11 protein-coding genes are annotated in these 16413 nt (G+C 74.7%); 4 read left to right on the top strand and 7 right to left on the bottom strand.

The window, feature by feature from the left end; all coding sequences use genetic code 11:
• Positions 1-9: 9 nt before the first annotated feature.
• Both AC1DZC_RS15955 and AC1DZC_RS15950 read right to left on the bottom strand, forming a co-directional pair.
• Entirely contained in the window at positions 10-1713 is a 1704-nt protein-coding gene (locus tag AC1DZC_RS15955; protein WP_477039763.1) for a sensor histidine kinase, read from the bottom strand.
• On the bottom strand, positions 1710-2471 hold the full coding sequence (locus AC1DZC_RS15950; protein WP_477039764.1) for a response regulator transcription factor: 762 nt from the start codon (positions 2469-2471) through the stop codon (positions 1710-1712). The genes AC1DZC_RS15955 and AC1DZC_RS15950 overlap by 4 nt, the downstream gene beginning before the upstream one ends.
• 159 nt (positions 2472-2630) lie before the next feature.
• Between AC1DZC_RS15950 and AC1DZC_RS15945 the strand changes: the two genes are divergently transcribed.
• Complete coding sequence (locus tag AC1DZC_RS15945) at positions 2631-3386, top strand: type 1 glutamine amidotransferase (protein ID WP_477043945.1); 756 nt, start codon at positions 2631-2633, stop codon at positions 3384-3386.
• 88 nt (positions 3387-3474) lie between these two features.
• Here AC1DZC_RS15945 and AC1DZC_RS15940 read toward each other — a convergent pair whose 3' ends face one another.
• The 5 genes from AC1DZC_RS15940 to AC1DZC_RS15920 form a co-directional block, all read right to left on the bottom strand.
• A complete protein-coding gene (locus AC1DZC_RS15940; protein ID WP_477039766.1) occupies positions 3475-5133 on the bottom strand; it encodes a DNA repair helicase XPB in 1659 nt (552 codons plus the stop codon).
• Between the two features lie 58 nt (positions 5134-5191).
• On the bottom strand, positions 5192-7903 hold the full coding sequence (locus tag AC1DZC_RS15935; protein ID WP_477043944.1) for a helicase-associated domain-containing protein: 2712 nt from the start codon (positions 7901-7903) through the stop codon (positions 5192-5194).
• Positions 7904-8056: 153 nt separating this feature from the next.
• Positions 8057-9322 carry an epoxide hydrolase family protein gene (locus AC1DZC_RS15930; RefSeq protein ID WP_477043943.1) on the bottom strand — a complete coding sequence of 422 codons (1266 nt, stop codon included), beginning with the start codon at positions 9320-9322 and terminating at the stop codon, positions 8057-8059.
• Positions 9323-9442: 120 nt separating this feature from the next.
• Positions 9443-10801, bottom strand: coding sequence for a DUF222 domain-containing protein (locus tag AC1DZC_RS15925; protein WP_477043942.1), 1359 nt, complete (start codon positions 10799-10801; stop codon positions 9443-9445).
• A gap of 190 nt (positions 10802-10991) precedes the next feature.
• The gene (locus tag AC1DZC_RS15920) at positions 10992-11441 is read right to left on the bottom strand and encodes a TraR/DksA family transcriptional regulator (RefSeq protein WP_477043941.1); all 450 of its coding nucleotides are present in this window, start codon (positions 11439-11441) and stop codon (positions 10992-10994) included.
• Between the two features lie 158 nt (positions 11442-11599).
• Here AC1DZC_RS15920 and AC1DZC_RS15915 point away from each other — a divergent pair, with 158 nt between their 5' ends.
• The 3 genes from AC1DZC_RS15915 to AC1DZC_RS15905 are packed head-to-tail and all read left to right on the top strand — an operon-like array spanning position 11600 to position 16412.
• The gene (locus tag AC1DZC_RS15915; RefSeq protein ID WP_028050704.1) at positions 11600-11983 is read left to right on the top strand and encodes a cold-shock protein; all 384 of its coding nucleotides are present in this window, start codon (positions 11600-11602) and stop codon (positions 11981-11983) included.
• A 2-nt stretch (positions 11984-11985) separates the two neighbouring features.
• A complete protein-coding gene (locus AC1DZC_RS15910) occupies positions 11986-13158 on the top strand; it encodes a DUF3027 domain-containing protein (RefSeq protein ID WP_477043940.1) in 1173 nt (390 codons plus the stop codon).
• Positions 13155-16412, top strand: a complete 3258-nt coding sequence (locus AC1DZC_RS15905; RefSeq protein ID WP_477039772.1) for a sacsin N-terminal ATP-binding-like domain-containing protein — start codon at positions 13155-13157, stop codon at positions 16410-16412. Before AC1DZC_RS15910 ends, AC1DZC_RS15905 begins: the two co-directional genes overlap by 4 nt.
• The last annotated feature ends 1 nt before the right edge of the window (position 16413 follow it).

Here is a 16413-nt window from a genome sequence, read left to right as displayed (position 1 = left end):
TGGTAGCCCTCAGACCTGGGCGTCGCGGCCCGAACCGGCGTCCTGGACGGATGACTGACTCGGCGGGGCGGCGGCCGGCGAGGGTGGTGTGGGCGCGGGCACGGGACCCGCGGACCCGGCGCTCGCCGCGGCACTCGTCGAGGACGCGTCCGGTGCGGCCGCCGGTGTGCCGGGCAGGGTGACGCGCACGGTGGTCCCGCCGCCGGTGGTCTGCTCCAGGGACACCGACCCGTGGTGGGCGTCGACGATCGCGGCGACGATCGCCATGCCCAGGCCCGCGCCGCCGGAGTCCCGACCGCGCGAGGCGTCGACCCGGTAGAACCGCTCGAACACGCGGGCGGCGTGCTCGGGGTCGATGCCGGGGCCGTGGTCACGCACCTCGATCACACCGTCGCCGTCGGACAGGCCGACGGCGATCTCGACGGCCGTGCCGGGCGGGGTGTGGGTCACGGCGTTGCCGACGAGGTTCGCGAGCACCTGACGCAGTCGCGACTCCTCGCCGAGCACCTCGCAGACACCCGCGGGCTCGCCGGCCCGCAGCGGTTCGAGCCGGACCGGGCGCGAGGGGTCGAGGGCGTGCAGGTCGCTGACGGCGTCGGCGGCCAGGACGGTCAGGTCGACGGGTCCGAGGCGCATCGGTCGTCCGTCGTCCATCCGGGCCAGGGCCAGCAGGTCCTCGACGAGCGCGCCCATCCGCGTGGCCGACGACTCGATCCGCTGCATGGTGTCGTCGACCTGCTCGGTGGTGGTCAAGGCGCCCATCCGGTACAGCTCGCCGTACCCGCGGATGGTGGCCAGCGGGGTCCGCAGCTCGTGGGAGGCGTCGGCGACGAAGCGGCGCATGCGTGCCTCGGACGCGGTCCGAACGTCGAACGCGCGCTCGATCTGGGCGAGCATCCCGTTCAGCGCGGCGCTGAGCCGGCCGACCTCGGTGTGCTCGTCGGACGCCGGGACGCGCCGGGACAGGTCCCCACCGGCGATCGCGGCCGCGGTGACCTCGATCTCGCGCAGCGGCTTGAGCGAGCGACGGACCGCCCAGGTACCGGCCGCGGCGCCGAGCAGCAGGATGCCGATGCCGCTGAGCAGCAGCACCGTCGACATGTGCTGGACGGTCTTCTGGATGTCGCCGAGCGGCAGTGCCACGACGATGGAGCCGCCGTTGGTCAGCGGGTAGGCGACGACACGCCACGGCTGACCGGCCCGGGACGAGTGGACGGTGAACGGCTCGCCCTGGATCTCGGCGGCCGCCTCGGCCGTCAGGTCGGGCACGTCGGGCAAGCCGTAGGATTCCTGGGCGGAGTCCGAGATGGAGCTCTGGACGGTGGAGTCGGAGCCCTGCACCCGGACGTAGTAGTCGCTGGGCGACATGCCGTTGCCGAAGCCGCGGTTGAGCGCCGCGAGGGTGCTGTCGGCGAGCGCCGCGCCCTCGGTCTGCAGCTTGGCGTCCACCCGGCCGGTCAGCGTGCCCTCGAGCAGCGCCGCGCTGACCGAGCCCGCGAGCACGAGCCCGAGCGCCAGCAGCACGGTCACGATGCCGACGAGACGCTGGACCAGCGGAACCGCGTCCCAGCGGGCGCGGACGCGGGACCACCAGCCCGTCGACGCCCGATCCGACCCTGCGCCGGTCGCCGACGGGGTCGACGACGACGGCGTCGGCAGGGTCGGGTCGGACGGCTCCAGGTGCACCTCGCTCATCGTCGTCGGCGCGCTCACGACGACTCGCGCAGCAGGTACCCGACGCCGCGCTTGGTGTGGATGAGCGGGGGCAGCCGGGTGCCGTCGGGCCCGTCGACCTGGTCGATCTTGCGGCGCAGGTAGGAGATGTAGGACTCGACGATGTTGGCGTCGCCGCCCCAGTCGTACTGCCAGACGTGGTCGAGGATCTGCGACTTCGAGAGCACGCGGCCGGGGTTGAGCATGAGGTAGCGCAGGAGCTTGAACTCGGTGGGGGACAAGTCGATCAGGGTCCCGGCGCGCAGCACCTCGTGGGAGTCCTCGTCGAGCTCCAGGTCCGAGTACCGCAGCACGCTGGTGTCGTCGTCGAGCTCGGGCCGGGTGCGACGAAGGACGGCGCGGATGCGGGCGACGACCTCCTCCAGGCTGAACGGCTTGGTCACGTAGTCGTCGCCGCCGACGGTCAGGCCCTGCACCTTGTCGGCGGTGTCGTCGCGCGCGGTGAGGAACAGGACGGGGACGTGCTGGCCCTTCTCGCGCAGGCGCCGGGTGACGGTGAAGCCGTCCATGTCGGGGAGCATCACGTCGAGCACGACGAGGTCGGGCTCGACCTCGCGGGCGAGCCGCAACGCCGAGCCGCCGTCGGCGGCCGCGTAGACCTCGAAGCCGGCGAACCGCAGGGAGGTCGCGAGCAGCTCGCGGATGTTCGGCTCGTCGTCGACGACGAGCAGGCGTGCCTCCGGTGGTGCCTGGCCGCCGGGCCGGGCCGCGGGGTTCGAGGAGGAGTCAGCACGCATACGTCGAGTCTGGCCCGAAACCCTGGGAGTTGGCTGGATGTAGGCCGAGTGTTCTTCATCCGCGGGTCACCGGGACGTTCGTGGACGATTGTCCACGTAGCGGACGTCGCGGCGACCTCGTCTTGCCTCCGCATGCGTAGCTGGGGGTACCGTCTGCGCGTGACATCCCCCTCCTTCGGTGCCCCTCGCCCCGTCGTCACCGTCATCCAGAGCTCGCCCGACGTCCAGCTCGACAGGTTCGCCGAGTGGCTCGGCGACGTCGACCTGCGCATCGTGGCGGCCTTCGCCGGTGAGCCCGTCCCGCTGGCCGACGAGGTCGGCGACGGTCTCGTCGTGCTCGGCGGCCACATGTCCGCCCACTCCGACGCGGTCGCCCCGTGGCTGCCCGAGCTGCGCGCGCTGCTGGCGGACGCCAGCACCCGCGGCGTCCCGACGTTCGGGATCTGCCTCGGCGCCCAGCTGCTCGCGGTCGCCCGCGGCGGACGTGTCCAGGTGGCGGCGCCTCCCGGTCGCGAGGCCGGTCTGGCCGACGTGCGCTGGCGCCCCGAGGCCGTCGGCGACGCGGTCGTCGGCGCGGTCCTCGCGCTCGCGGACGACCGGAAACGGACGCCCCAGCCGAGCATGCACGCGGACGCGGTGGTCGACCTGCCGCGCGGTGCCGTGTGGCTCGCGTCGTCGCCCATGTACCCGTACCAGGCCTTCCGGGTCGGGTCCGCGTGGGGCGTGCAGTTCCACCCCGAGGCCTCCGCGCAGACCCTGCGCGCCTGGGCGGACGGGTACGACGACGTCGACACCGAGGCAGTGCTCGCGGCCTACGCCGCGCGTGCCGACGAGGTGACGGCCGTCGGCCGGACGCTGGCCGAGTCGTTCGCGGCGCACGTGCGCGCCGTGGCGCAGGAGCCCGCGGGCGTCTGACCCCTCCGGCCCGAGGGCGTCGGACCGCACCGACGGCTCCCCGGGCCGTTGGACCTGGCGGTGCGGGCGCCGTAGGCGACGGCTGCGGTCAGTCGCGCTCGACCGGGTCCAGCCCGAGGTCCTCGGCGTCGACGATCGAGTAGGCGTAGCCCTGCTCGGCCAGGAACCGCTGTCGGTGCGCCGCGAAGTCCTGGTCGACGGTGTCCCGCGCGACCACCGTGTAGAAGTGGGCGGTGCGGCCGTCGGCCTTGGGTCGCATGATCCGGCCGAGGCGCTGCGCCTCCTCCTGCCGGGAACCGAACGAGCCGGACACCTGGATGGCGACGCTCGCCTCGGGGAGGTCGATCGAGAAGTTGGCCACCTTGCTCACGACGAGCTTGGTGATCTCGCCCTCGCGGAACGCGTCGAAGAGACGCTGGCGCTCGCGGACAGGAGTCTCGCCGGTGATCAGGTCGGCGCCGATGTGCTCCGCGAGCGTGTGGAGCTGGTCGAGGTACTGGCCGATGACGAGCGTCGGGTCGCCCTCGTGCTTGGCGACGAGCTGCTCGACCACCCGGTTCTTGCCCTTGGCGGTCGCGGCGAGCCGGTACTTCTCCTCCGGCTCCGCGGTCGCGTAGGCCATGCGGTCGGCGTCGGGAAGCGTCAGACGCACCTCCACGCAGTCGGCCGGCGCGATGTAGCCCTGCGCCTCGATGTCCTTCCACGGGGCGTCGAACCGCTTGGGTCCGATGAGGCTGAACACCTCGTCCTCGCGGCCGTCCTCGCGCACGAGGGTGGCGGTCAGGCCGAGGCGTCGGCGGGCCTGCAGGTCGGCGGTCATGCGGAAGATCGGGGCCGGCAGGAGGTGGACCTCGTCGTAGACCACGAGACCCCAGTCGCGGGCGTCGAGCAGCTCGAGGTGCGTGTAGACGCCCTTCCGCTTCGTCGTCAGGACCTGGTAGGTCGCGATGGTGACCGGGCGGATCTCCTTGCGGGCACCGGAGTACTCGCCGATCTCGTCCTCGGTCAGCGAGGTGCGCTTGATCAGCTCGTCGCGCCACTGCCGTGCCGAGACGGTGTTGGTGACGAGGATCAGGGTCGTCGTCGACGAACGGGCCATCGCACCCGCGCCGACGAGGGTCTTGCCCGCGCCGCAGGGGAGCACGACGACGCCCGAGCCGCCGTGGAAGAAGCCGTCGACGGCCTGCTTCTGGTAGGGCCGCAGGTGCCAGCCGTCCTCGAGGAGGTCGATCTGGTGGGCCTCGCCGTCGACGTAGCCCGCGAGGTCCTCGGCGGGCCAGCCGAGCTTGAGCAGCACCTGCTTGAGGTGGCCGCGCTCGGAGGGGTGGACGATCACGTCGGTCGCGTCGATGCGTGCGCCGAGCAGGCCCGCGGTGCGCTTCGAGCGGACCACCTCGACCAGGACCGCCGGGTCGAGCGCGTGCAGGATCAGGCCGTGCACCGGGTCCTGGATCAGCTGCAGGCGGCCGTAGCGGGACATCGTGTCGGCGACGTCGACCAGCAGGGCGTGGGGGACGGGGTAGCGGCTGTACTCGAGCAGGACGTCGACGACCTGCTCGGCGTCGTGGCCCGCGGCGCGCGCGTTCCACAGGCCCAGCGGGGTCAGTCGGTAGGTGTGCACGTGCTCCGGGGCGCGCTCGAGCTCCGCGAACGGGGCGATCGCGCGGCGGCAGGCCTCCGCCTGGTCGTGGTCGACCTCGAGCAGGAGCGTCTTGTCGCTCTGCACGATCAGGGGGCCGTCGGTCACGTGGACTCCTCGGTGGTCGTGGGGCTTGCTGGGGTCGTGCTGCGGGTCGTCGACGCGGTCAGAGTCGGCGTGCGTCCCGGTGCGCGCGGACGTCGTCGGGGAAGACGTCGTCCGGTGGGTCGTCGGTCGGTCGGGGTGCGGGTGGTGCGGGGGTGTCGCGGGTGACCGACGCGATGCGGTGCACCGCGACCGTGAGCTCGGACTCGCGGGCGGGGTCGATCGCCCGCAGGCGACCACCTTCGACGCGGAGCGGCCGGAGCAGTCGGCGGTCGGGGACGCCGCTCGATCCGACGAGCTCGACCCAGACCGCCACCTTCTCGGCTGCCGCCTCGCGCAGGAGCACCAACGCGTCGACCGGGTCGGCTGTTCCCTCGGGGGCCGGGGCAGCTGCCTCGGCGCGGGTCGGTGACGACGGTGAACGGGTGCCGTCGTCCTGGTCGTCGAGGAGACGGGTGCTGGTCGACGAGCCACTGGTCGACGCCGTGGTCGTGCTCGAGAGGGTGCTCGTGCTCGTGCCGCTGTCTGTCGAGCGGACCGAGCCGGTCGCAGCCGCGAGGCCGGTCGCGGGCGTCAGCGACCCGGGGGTCGAGGGCCGCGGAGCGGGCAGGAGGCCGCCCGGGAGGCGCTCGGACTCGTCGATCCGTCGCTCCTCCTCCGCGCGACGCAGCTGCGGCACCAGCGCGAGGAGCCGCTCGTCGGACACCTGCTCGCGGGCGGGTGGCGCCTCGCGGCGACGAGCGGCGGCGGCACCCCGGCGCCCGACCCGCCGCACCGAGGCCACGACGTGCAGCACCTGGCCGTCCGGACCCTCGACGACGGGGGCGAGCCCGTGGGCCCGGAGCGCGTCGACGAGCTCGCGGGCCGGCGCCTGCGAGGCCAGGACGGTCGGTGCGAGGCGCACCAGTCCCAGGGACGACAGCCGGCTGTCCTCCGCGAGCCCGGCCAGCAGCGACGGGTCGTCGGCGCGCAGATAGCTCGACGCCGAGCCGGCCCGGAGCCGGCCGTGGCGTCGAGCGGCGTCCCGCACCAGGTACTCGAGCGGCTGGGGCACCGGTCCGCGCGAGTGCGCGGCGAGCTCGCTCAGGAGCCCGTCCGCCGTGGCGCCGGCGTCGAGGGCTCGTCGGACCGAGTCCGGGGTGAACCGCACCGTGAGGGCGCCCCCGCGCGACTCGACGTGGGTGCTCCGGTCGAGGAGGTCCTCGAGCTCCGGGCTGGGGCGGCCCGGGACGACGCCCGTGAGGTCTCCCTGCAGGAGGATCTCGTCGACGGCACGCGGCAGGGCCGCGGCGAGGGCGTCGGCCGGGTCCGGCACGTCCGCCGTGGCGCCGACCAGCGGAGCCGACTCGGCGAGCAGCGCGCGGCCGGCGTCGGAGAGCGCACCGGCACCGACGATGCCCAGCCGTCCGGCCTCCACCAGCACGGCCGAGATGGCCGCGAGGGGCGGGACCGAGCGCGGTGTGCGCCAGCGCAGGACCGCCAGGACGCTCGCGGGGTCGAGCGCGGTGCCGGGCTCCGTCTCGGCGAGGACGTCGAGCACCGACCGGCGCAGCCGTGGTGCCCAGGTGCGCTGCAGCTCCGGGTCGAGTGCGGCGCGCACCCCGCCGCGTTCGTCCCGACCGCCGACGAGCCACGGCGTGCGCAGCATCGTGGTCCACGTGCGCGCCAGCGTCGCCCAGCGGTCGGGCACGTCGCGCGCCGACCACTCGTCGACGGCGACGGTCGGCGCGAAGGACGGGGCGTCCTCGCCGTCGTCGGCAAGGAAGCCCGCGGCGCCCGTGAGCTCGATGACGAAGGCGGCCTCCGCCTCGTCGACCTCGAGCAGCTGGGCGGCCCGGCGCAGCTCGCGCACGCCGAGGCCGCCGCCGCGCAGGACGCTCGGCGGGTTCTGCTCCCAGAGGCGGATCAGGCGCGCGACGAGCAGGACCGACCGTTCGCCGGCCGAGGCCGACTCCGCCGCGACGAGAGCGGGCGGTCGGTGCGCGGCGCCGTGCGGGGTCGCCGGCGGGGTGGCGGGGGAGGCGTGCGTGCGGCCGCCCCGCAGCGTGAGGGCGACCGTCCGGGGCAGGACGACGTGCCGGGCGTCCCCGGGTGCGAGGAGACGGCGACGGAGCAACCAGTCGACCGCCGCCGCGGCGGCGGTGTTGTTCGACGGGGCCAGGCCGATCGGCGGGCCCCACAGGAGCGCGTCGAGGACCGGTCGCGCTCCCGTCGGGGCGGCGTCCAGGAGCGCGGGGATCTCGTCGGGCGTCGGCTGCTCCATCGGGGCGACGGCCGCGCGACGGTTGCCGGCGTCGGGGCCCGCCAGGCCTGCCGGGTAGGGACCGAGGATCTCGGCCAGGCCGGGCGACGGGACGAGCACCGCGCCGGACTGGCTCGCGCTCCCGGGCTCGTGGGACGTCGCCGCAGCGGCCTCGTCCGCAGAGGGCTCCGTCGCGTCGTCGTCGGGGTAGACGAGCGCGGCGACCATGGCGAGGCGCAGCGCGCGTTCGATGACGGCCACCTCCGCGTCGGTCGTCGCTCCGACCGCGGCCGGCAGGTCCGTCGCGTGGACCGTGCCCCCGTCGCTGAGCGCGGTGACGGCCTCCAGCACCTGCAGGACGCTCGCGTCCGAGCCTGCGAGTGCCCGCTCGAGGCTCGAACGGCTGGTCGCGCGCACCGCCAGCGACGACAACGTGGCCGGTGACGGTGACGCCAGGTCCGGCCGGCTGCGCAGGAGCGCGACGAGCTCGTCGTCGCTGCGATCGCGCAGATAGCCGATGAAGGAGGACATCCGGTCAACGATACGTGGGTGCGGTGCGTCGCACGTCGGTCAGGGCGATCTGGTTACCCGACGGTAACGAGCCTGGGCGCTCCGGCGGGCCCAGCGGGCGGTCGTCGTGCTCCCCTCGTCGACCTCGTCGGCGCCTCGGTCATGGCCCTGCTGTCAGTCCACGGCCTGTCGGAACGGTCGGAAGAACTCCCGCAGCTCCTGCGCGTACAGCTCGGGCTCCTCGAAGGCCGCGAAGTGCCCACCCCGTGGCGGCTCCGTCACGCGGACGAGGTTCGTGGTGCGCTCGAGCCACGGCCGCGGGGGACGGACCACGTCGCCCGCGAACAGCGAGAAGCCCGACGGGACCTCGACCCGGCGAGTGAGCTGGGCAGGCGGGGTGGCGGCGTTCGCGCGGTACATGCGCATCGACGAGCCGATCGTCTGGGTGAGCCAGTAGATCGTGACGTTGGTGAGGATCTCGTCCTTGGTGAAGCTGTGCTCGACGTCGCCGCCGCAGTCGCTCCAGGCCCGGAGCTTCTCGACGATCCACGACGCGAGCCCCGCGGGGGAGTCGTTGAGCCCGACGGCAGCCGTCTGCGGCTTGGTCCGGTGGACCGCGCCGTAGGCGCCCTCGTCGGCGAGCCAGACTGCGGCCTCCTGCATCCACGCCCGTTCCAGCGGGTCCAGCTCGGCGAGGTCGCCCTGGAACCTCGGGATGCCGGCGTCCGTGCGGTGGACCGCGACGACCCGGTCGGGATGGTCCAGCGCGAGGTACCGGCTGACGTGGCTGCCCATGTCACCGCCCGCCGCACCGAACCTGGAGTAGCCGAGCGCGCTCATGAGCTCGGCCCACAGGCCCGCGACCCCGACCGAGTCGAGCGCCGGACCCGTCGGGCGGTCGGAGTACCCGAAGCCCGGCATGTCGGGCACGACGACGTCGAACGCGTCCGCGGGGTCGGCGCCGTGCGCGCCCGGGTCCGTCAGCAACGGGATCACCTTGGTGTAGCGCCAGAACGAGTCCGGCCACCCGTGGCAGAGGACCAGCGGCAGGGCGGGGACGGAGCCGCCCGCGCTCGAGGCGCCCGGAGCTGCCGCCGAGCCGGTGCCAGGAGTCGTCGCCGCACCTGTGCTCGCAGGAGCCGATGCGCTCGAGCTCGGAGTGGCTGCTCGAGCATGCACGACGTGGATACCGAGACCGTCCAGCGGCACGCGGAAGTGCGGCAGCCGCCCGAGCTCGGCCACCTGCGCCGACCAGTCGAACCCGTCGGCCCAGTAGTCGACGAGCTCGCGCAGGTAGTCGACATCGGTCCCCGCCGACCACCCGGCGTCCTCCGGCGCGTCCGGCCAGCGCGTCGCCCGCAGACGACGGCGGAGGTCCTCGACCGCTGCCTCGTCGATCGGCAGCGTGAACGGCTCGGGGCGTGGCAGAGCGTTCGACATGGTAGTCACGCTACGACTCGTGTCCGGCCGCGGTCGCGGCGAATGTCGGGCGGATGGTGTGCCCGCTGCGCGGGCGCCCCTCCGCATGCGACTCTCGCGATCATCGCCATCTGCTCCTCGTCAGCTCGTGTTGGGGATCGGTTGGCCGTGACGGTCGGTGAAGCTCCACCGGCCCCGGGTCTGACGGACGGTGATGAGGTCGTCGTGCACCCAGGCGTGGTGGGACCAGCACAGGAGACAGCCCGTCGCGACATCGGTCGTCCCGTTGTCGCGAGCCCAGTGCTCGGTGTGGTGGATCTCGGACAGGGCCGGCGGCGCATCGCAGTCGGGGGCCTGGCAGTGCAGGTCGCGGGCGATGATCGCCCGGCGCTTGTGGCCGGTGTAGGTGCGCTCGGACCGGCCGACGTCGAGCACCTGGGACTGCGGACCGAACACGACGCGGGTGATCGTCGAGTCACAGGCGAGCCGGGCAAGGACCGAGTCCGGGACAGGGCCGGTGCCGACCAGCTCCGCGACGGCGAAGCGTTTGACGTCGCCGATCGGCGTGGGTCTGGCGGCCAAAGGCCCATCGTCTTGCTCCGAGTACGAAGGGAGCGAGCCACGCGTGAGCGCGCGGGTCAGGGTGTCCAGGTCCGTGACGACGCTGATCTGCGGGCGGTGCGTCCCGGTGGCGCCGGTCAGGTCGTTGTCGAGGACGGACCGGACCATCGTCGTCAGGGCTGTGGCGCGCTTGCGGGCCGCCGTCTGGCCGGCGCACCCCGAGCTGCGGTCGGTCAGGGCCGTCAGCGCGGCTCGCAGGGCGTGGCCGTGCTCGGTGGTGAGGAACCCGGACAGATGACAGCCGTCGGTGGTGTCGGCCAGGTCCAGGTACTCCGCCTCCTGGGCGTCGCGATACCCGCGCTCGTCGGCCTCGGGATCGGCCTGCGCGGCCCAACGGCGTGCCAGCAGCCGCAGCGACGCGACCGGCAGCACCCGTGCGTGCTCCACCAGGAACTCCTCACCGCACTCGCCCGCCGGTGCGGCGAGAGCCGCGCGGCGCGCATCGGTGGTGGTGGTGAGCGACGCGAGCACGTGCGCTGCCTCGACCGACACGGCTCCGGCGACGACCTCTGCCGCGGTGGCGGGCAGGTGGTCGCGCATCGCCCGTCCCAGCCCGACGAGTCGTGACGCCTGCCCGTGCGGGACGCGTCCGTGTGCGGCCACCCACGAGGTGATCGAGCGGTTGCGCGCGTCCAGGGCCCACCAGCCGTCCGCCTCGACCACGGCGATCGTCCGTGCGGCGATCGCCGTCAGCCGCCCGGCCAGCGCCAACGCCTCCGTCACGACCGCCGCCGCCGTGGCTCCCTCGACACGTCCCGGCGCGGCCGGGTCGGTCAGGTGGGCGAGCGACCCGACGAGGGAGGCCAGGCCGTCGAGCGCGTCCCGGACCGACTCGCGCGGCGCGGGGGCGCGGCCGCTCGCGGTCGTCTCGATCGTCACTGCACCCACCCCCCGAATGTGCGCCATTCCTGCAAGAATTCCGCTGCTGATGACGTTGTCGAGGAGTATTCCAGGAGGCACTGACATTCAGTCGTGGGGTGTCCTTGCAGGCCAGAGCGCCGAACAATCACGGGGAATGAGAGCTATCGAGCCGTCCACAGCCCCATTTCAATGACCGCCGTCCACAGGGTCAAGAACGCGCGGCGCACTCGACGCACGTCGTGGCCGTCGGACGCGCCTCGAGCCGAGCCGCCGGGATCGGGCGCCCGCAGCTCGCGCAGATGCCGTAGGTGCCGGCATCGACCCGGTCCAGCGCGGCGTCGATCGCCGCAACCTTCGCCGCGCTCTGGCGGGCGAGCGCCTCGACCTGGGCGCGTTCGAACGCGATCGTCGAACCCTCGGGGTCGTGCTCGTCGTCGGCGTTGCTGTCGCGCGAGGCGTCGACGACCGACCGGTGCGTGCTCTCGAGCGCGGCCAACGTCTCGACCGTGGAGACGCGCAGCGCAGTCAGGCGCGCTCGCGCCGACGGACGGGGGAGCACGCGGGCAGCAGCAGCTGCGGGGGTCGCATCGTCCTGAGCCGCGTCGTCGGCACGACGGCGGCCGGGACCGTGGTCGCGCAGCTCGTCGTCGGGAGTCACCGGCCACCACCTCTCGTCGTCGGACCCGGCCTCCCAGCATCGGCCCGAGGTCCGACACGCGCGCGCCCCGGACCCTCCCACCGGCGGCGATGCGCCCTGGAGGTGTATGGGCCGGTAGCCTTGGTCGGTACGTCTCTTACACAGGACAGGGGTTCACCGTGCCTACCGGCAAGGTCAAGTGGTTCGACACCGAGCGCGGCTTCGGGTTCATCGCCAGCGACGACGGCGGTGAGGTGTTCCTGCACGCCTCCGCGCTGCCCGAGGGTGTCACGGCACCGAAGCCCGGCGCCAAGGTCGACTTCGGCGTGGCCGACGGCCGGCGGGGCCCGCAGGCCCTCTCGGTGAAGCTCCTCGACCCCGTCCCGTCCGTCGCGAAGGCCGCCCGCAAGCCCGCCGAGGACATGGCCGTCATCATCGAGGACCTCATCAAGGTCCTCGACAAGATCGGCAACGACCTGCGTCGTGGCCGCTACCCCGAGAAGGCCCGCGGCACCCAGTACGCCACCCTGCTGCGCGCCGTCGCCGACGACATCGAGGCCTGAGCATGCCCGCAGCGACGAAGGACGCCGTTCTCGGCTCCGCGGTCGACCTCGCCCGCGAGGTCGCCGTCGAGCTCGCGGAGGACCCCGCCGACGTCGGCGAGTACCTCGGCCTGGTCGTCGAGGGGGAGCGCCTGGTCTCGCACCGGTTCGCCTCGACCGCCAAGGGCTACCGCGGCTGGGAGTGGACCGTCACCGTCGCCCGCGTCCCGCGCGGCCGCACCGCCACCGTCTGCGAGGCCGAGCTGCTGCCCGGGCCCGACGCGGTCCTCGGCGAGGCCTGGCTGCCGTGGTCCGAGCGCATCCGCCCGGGCGACATCGGCCCCGGCGACGTCCTTCCCTTCCGCGCCGACGACCCGCGGCTCGAGCCCGGCTGGACCCCGTCCGGCGACCCCGAGCTCGACTCCGTCGCGATCGACGAGCTCGCCCTGGCCCGCGTCCGGGTGCTCTCCCCGGAGGGTCGCGACGAGGCCGCCGAGCGCTGGTACCGCGGCGCGCACGGTCCGACGAGCGCCGGGGCAGTCGCCTCGGCAGCCGCCTGCTACAGCTGCGGCTTCCTGATCCCGCTGCAGGGTGCGCTCGGCACCGTGTTCGGGGTCTGCGCCAACGAGTGGTCGCCCGACGACGGCATGGTCGTCAGCCTGGACCACGGCTGCGGTGCGCACTCCGAGACCGACGCCGAGGCTCCCCCGACCGAGTGGCCGTCGCCGGACCCCCTCATCGACGAGCTCGAGCTCGAGCTGGTCCCGCCGGTGGCGGTCGCGGTCGCAGAAGCGGCACCCGAGGTTGCCGACGAGGCACCCGAGGTTGCCGACGAGGCGCCCGAGGACGTCGCGAAGGTGACGCCCGAGGAAGCCGCGGAGCTCGTCGCGGAGGCCATCCTGGCCGCGGTGTCCGGCCCGGTCGACGCGGTCGACGACACGGCATCGTCCGAGCCCGAGCCCGAGCCGGAGCCCGAGCCCCAGCCAGCCGTCGACGCGGTCGACGAGACCGACGCGCTCGAGGCAGCGGCGCCGGCCGACGTCGTCGGCGAGACCGTCGCGTCCGAGCCGGAGGCCGTCGGGGCGACCGGTGACCCGGACGTCGCGGAGACCGAGCCGTCCGACACAGACGGCCCCGACACCGGCCCCGCAGACGCCTCCGACGAGCTCGACGCCTCGACCACCCCCGAGTCGTGACCGCGGACGCCTTCGGGACGGCAGCCCTCCGAGCTGCTGTCCTGGGGGCGTGGCGTGCCTCGCCCGCGCGGCTGCGGGAGGACGCCAACACCGAGGAGGACCACGCCCGCGGCTACTACCGCGACCGCGTGGTCGTCGAGCTCGCGCAGAACGCCGCCGACGCGGCCGTGCGCGCCGAGGTGCCCGGCCGGCTGCTGCTGCGGCTCGACCGCTCGGACGACGGCACCCTCGTCCTCGTCGCGGCGAACACCGGCGACCCGCTCGACGCGGACGGCGTGGCCTCGCTGTCGTCGATGCGGGCGTCCTCGAAGCGGGGCGACGGCCCGGCGGGTGCGCAGGTGGTCGGGAGGTTCGGGGTCGGCTTCGCCGCCGTCCGGGCGGTGTCCGACGAGATCTCGTTGCTGTCGACGACCGGAGGCGTGCGCTTCTCGGCCCGCGACACGTCCGGCCTGCTGGCGGAGGCGTCGGCGGACAACCCCGGGCTCGACGACGAGGTGCGACGGCGCGACGGCTCGTTGCCCGCGCTGCGCCTGCCGTTCCCCGCGGCCGGTCGCCCGCCCGCCGGATACGACACGGCCGTCGTGCTGGAGCTGCGCGACGAGGTCGCCGCCGACGAGGTGCGCGGCCTCCTGCACGACGTCGGCGACCCGCTGCTGCTCGCGCTGCCCGGCCTGGTCGAGATCCTGGTCGAGGACAACACCTCCGACGCGCCGAACCGTCGGGTCGCGGACGTGCAGGACCGCTGGACCGTCCTGTCGGCACAGGGAGAGCTCGGCCTCGACCTGCTGGCGGACCGGCCCGTCGAGGAGCGCAGCGCCCGGACGTGGCGCGTCACGTGGGCCGTGCCCAGGGGCCAGGCCGGCTGGGCGCGCGTGGTCCACGCGCCGACGCCGACCGACGAGCCGTGCACGGTTCCCGCGCTCCTCGTCGCGACCCTGCCGCTCGACCCGACCCGCCGGCACGTGGCCGCTGGTCGGCTGACCGACGCGGTGCTCGACCACGCCGCGGACGCCTACGCCCGCCTCGCGCACGAACGCGCCCTCGCGGGCGACTCCGGGGAGGCGCTCGCGCTGGTGCCCATGGGCCTGCCGTCGGGCGCCCTGGACGGCGCGCTGCACGAGCGGATCGTCGAGCGGCTCTCGCGCACCCCGCTGCTCGTCCGCGCGTCGGCGGCAGGCCCGGACAGGGACGCAGGCCCGGACAGGGACGCGAGCCCGGACAGGAACGCGATCCCGGACATGCACGCGGGCCCGGACAAGGACGCGAAGGAAGCCGCAGGCACGGACAAGGACACGGTCGACGAGACCCAGTCCAACCGGACTCTCCTCGCGCCGAGCCGGGCGGTCATGCTCGCGGGACCCGCGGGGCAGGACGTGCGGGCGGTCGCCGCGCTGGGCCGTCGGATCGGCGGACTCGTCGTGGTGCCCGCGGGCCGGGAGGCGCAGGCCCGTGTCCTCGGCGTCGAGGTGCGCGGGCTGGCCGACGTCGTCGAGGAGCTCCCCGCGGTCGGCGACGGCGGCTGGGCATCCTTGTACGACGCCCTCGCACCGCACGCCGACGACGTGCGCGACCGGGAGGCGCTGGGCGCGCTGCCCGTCCCGCTCGCCGACGGCCGGGTGGTCCGCGGGGCACGCGGGCTCGTGGTGCTCGACGCGGACGTCGCCGAGGCCGTCGGCGCGGACGCGCTGCGGGACCTGGGCCGCTGGGGACTGCGCGTCGTCGACCCGCACGCTGCGCACCCGCTGCTGGTCCGCCTGGGCGCGGACGCCCCCGACGCCCGCGGCCTGCTGCGGCACCCCGCACTGCGGGCCGCGGTCCTCGAGCAGGCCGACGACGACGACCTCCAGCTCGCCGACGAGGTCACCGACGCCGTCCTCGCGGTCGTGCGGGCGGTCGTCGGCGACGTCCACCCCGGCGACGCGCCCGGGGCTCTCGCGGCGGACGCGGCGTGGCTCGGCCTGCTCACCCTTCCGGCGGCCGACGGCGAGCCGACGCCGGCGCACGGGCTGGTCCTGCCGGGCGGGACGGCGGCCGCGCTCCTCGACCCGCGCGTCGTCGCGCCCGTCGCGCTGGAGGCGGTGGAGCGCTGGGGTCCGACGACGCTCGTCGCCGCCGGTGTGCGCGACGACCTCGCCCTGGTGCGGCTCGCCGACGTGGTCGCGGAGCCGGCCGCGTCCGACCCGGACGGCACCGACGACGCGAGCCTGGCCGCGCAGTCGCTCGACGGGTGGCCGGAGTACCTCGAGGCGCTCTCCGCGACGCTGGGGGTCGGCGAGTACGTCGGCGAGGCGGTCGCCGTGGCCGACCTCGACGCCGTCGACCCCGACCGCTGGCCCGAGCTCCTGGCCCGGTTGGCCGCGGAACCCGGCCTGCGTCGGGCGCTCCTCGAGCCGGTGCGCGGCGAGCGAGGTGCGACGGCGTCGTCCTACACGGCCTGGTGGCTGCGCGAGCGCGGGCCCGCGGAGCTGGGTGGCATCTTCGCGGTCGACGCCGCTGCCGACGGCTCCGCCGGGCTGCGCGAGGTGCTCCCGCCGGCCCCAGAGCTCCTGCGTGGGCTCGACACCGCGGTCCAGGTGGCCCTCGGCGGCGTCGGGGGTCTCGACGACCTCGGACCGCAGGCGTGGACCCACCTGCTGGACGCGCTCGGCCCGGCCGGGACCTCTGTGGACGCGTCGACGGCCGTCGCGCTGTGGCGGGGGATCTCCGCCGCCGCGGGCCGGCTGGACGACGCCGGCGGTGCGTCCCCCTGGACGGACGCTCCCGAGCGGATCCCGGCGATCGTCGCGCCCGGTCGCGTGGCGATGGTGCACGCCGACGACGCCGCCGTGGCCGACGAGCCGATGTGGTGGCAGCGCACCGATGTCGCCGCGATGATCCCCTCGACGCCCGCCCGAGCGGACGCGCTGGCGCGGCTGCTCGACGTGCCGGCGGTGTCGGAGCTCGCCGAGGGCCAGGTGGACCGTGCCCAGGACGGGGTCGTCACGCCGGTGCCCGCCGAGGTGGCCGCCGTGCTGCCGGGGGCACCGGTGACCTGGGTCGAGCACGAGGAGCTCACGGTCGACGGCTCGCCCGTCGACTGGTGGGTGACCGGTACCGGTCCGGACGCCGTGGTGCGGACCGTGCACGTCGCGGGGCTCGCCGCAGGGCTGGCGCAGGCGGCCGGCCGGTGGTGGGCGCGCAGCGCGGTCGAGGCGGTGCTCGTCGCGCCGGAGCGTGCGGCGGACCTGGCCCTGGACGCCGCGCTCGAGGACTGAG

It is taken from the genome of Cellulomonas sp. P2_B4 (genome assembly GCF_056404795.1).
Note: the sequence above shows the minus strand (reverse complement) of the source record. Positions and strands in the feature narration are given on the sequence as shown.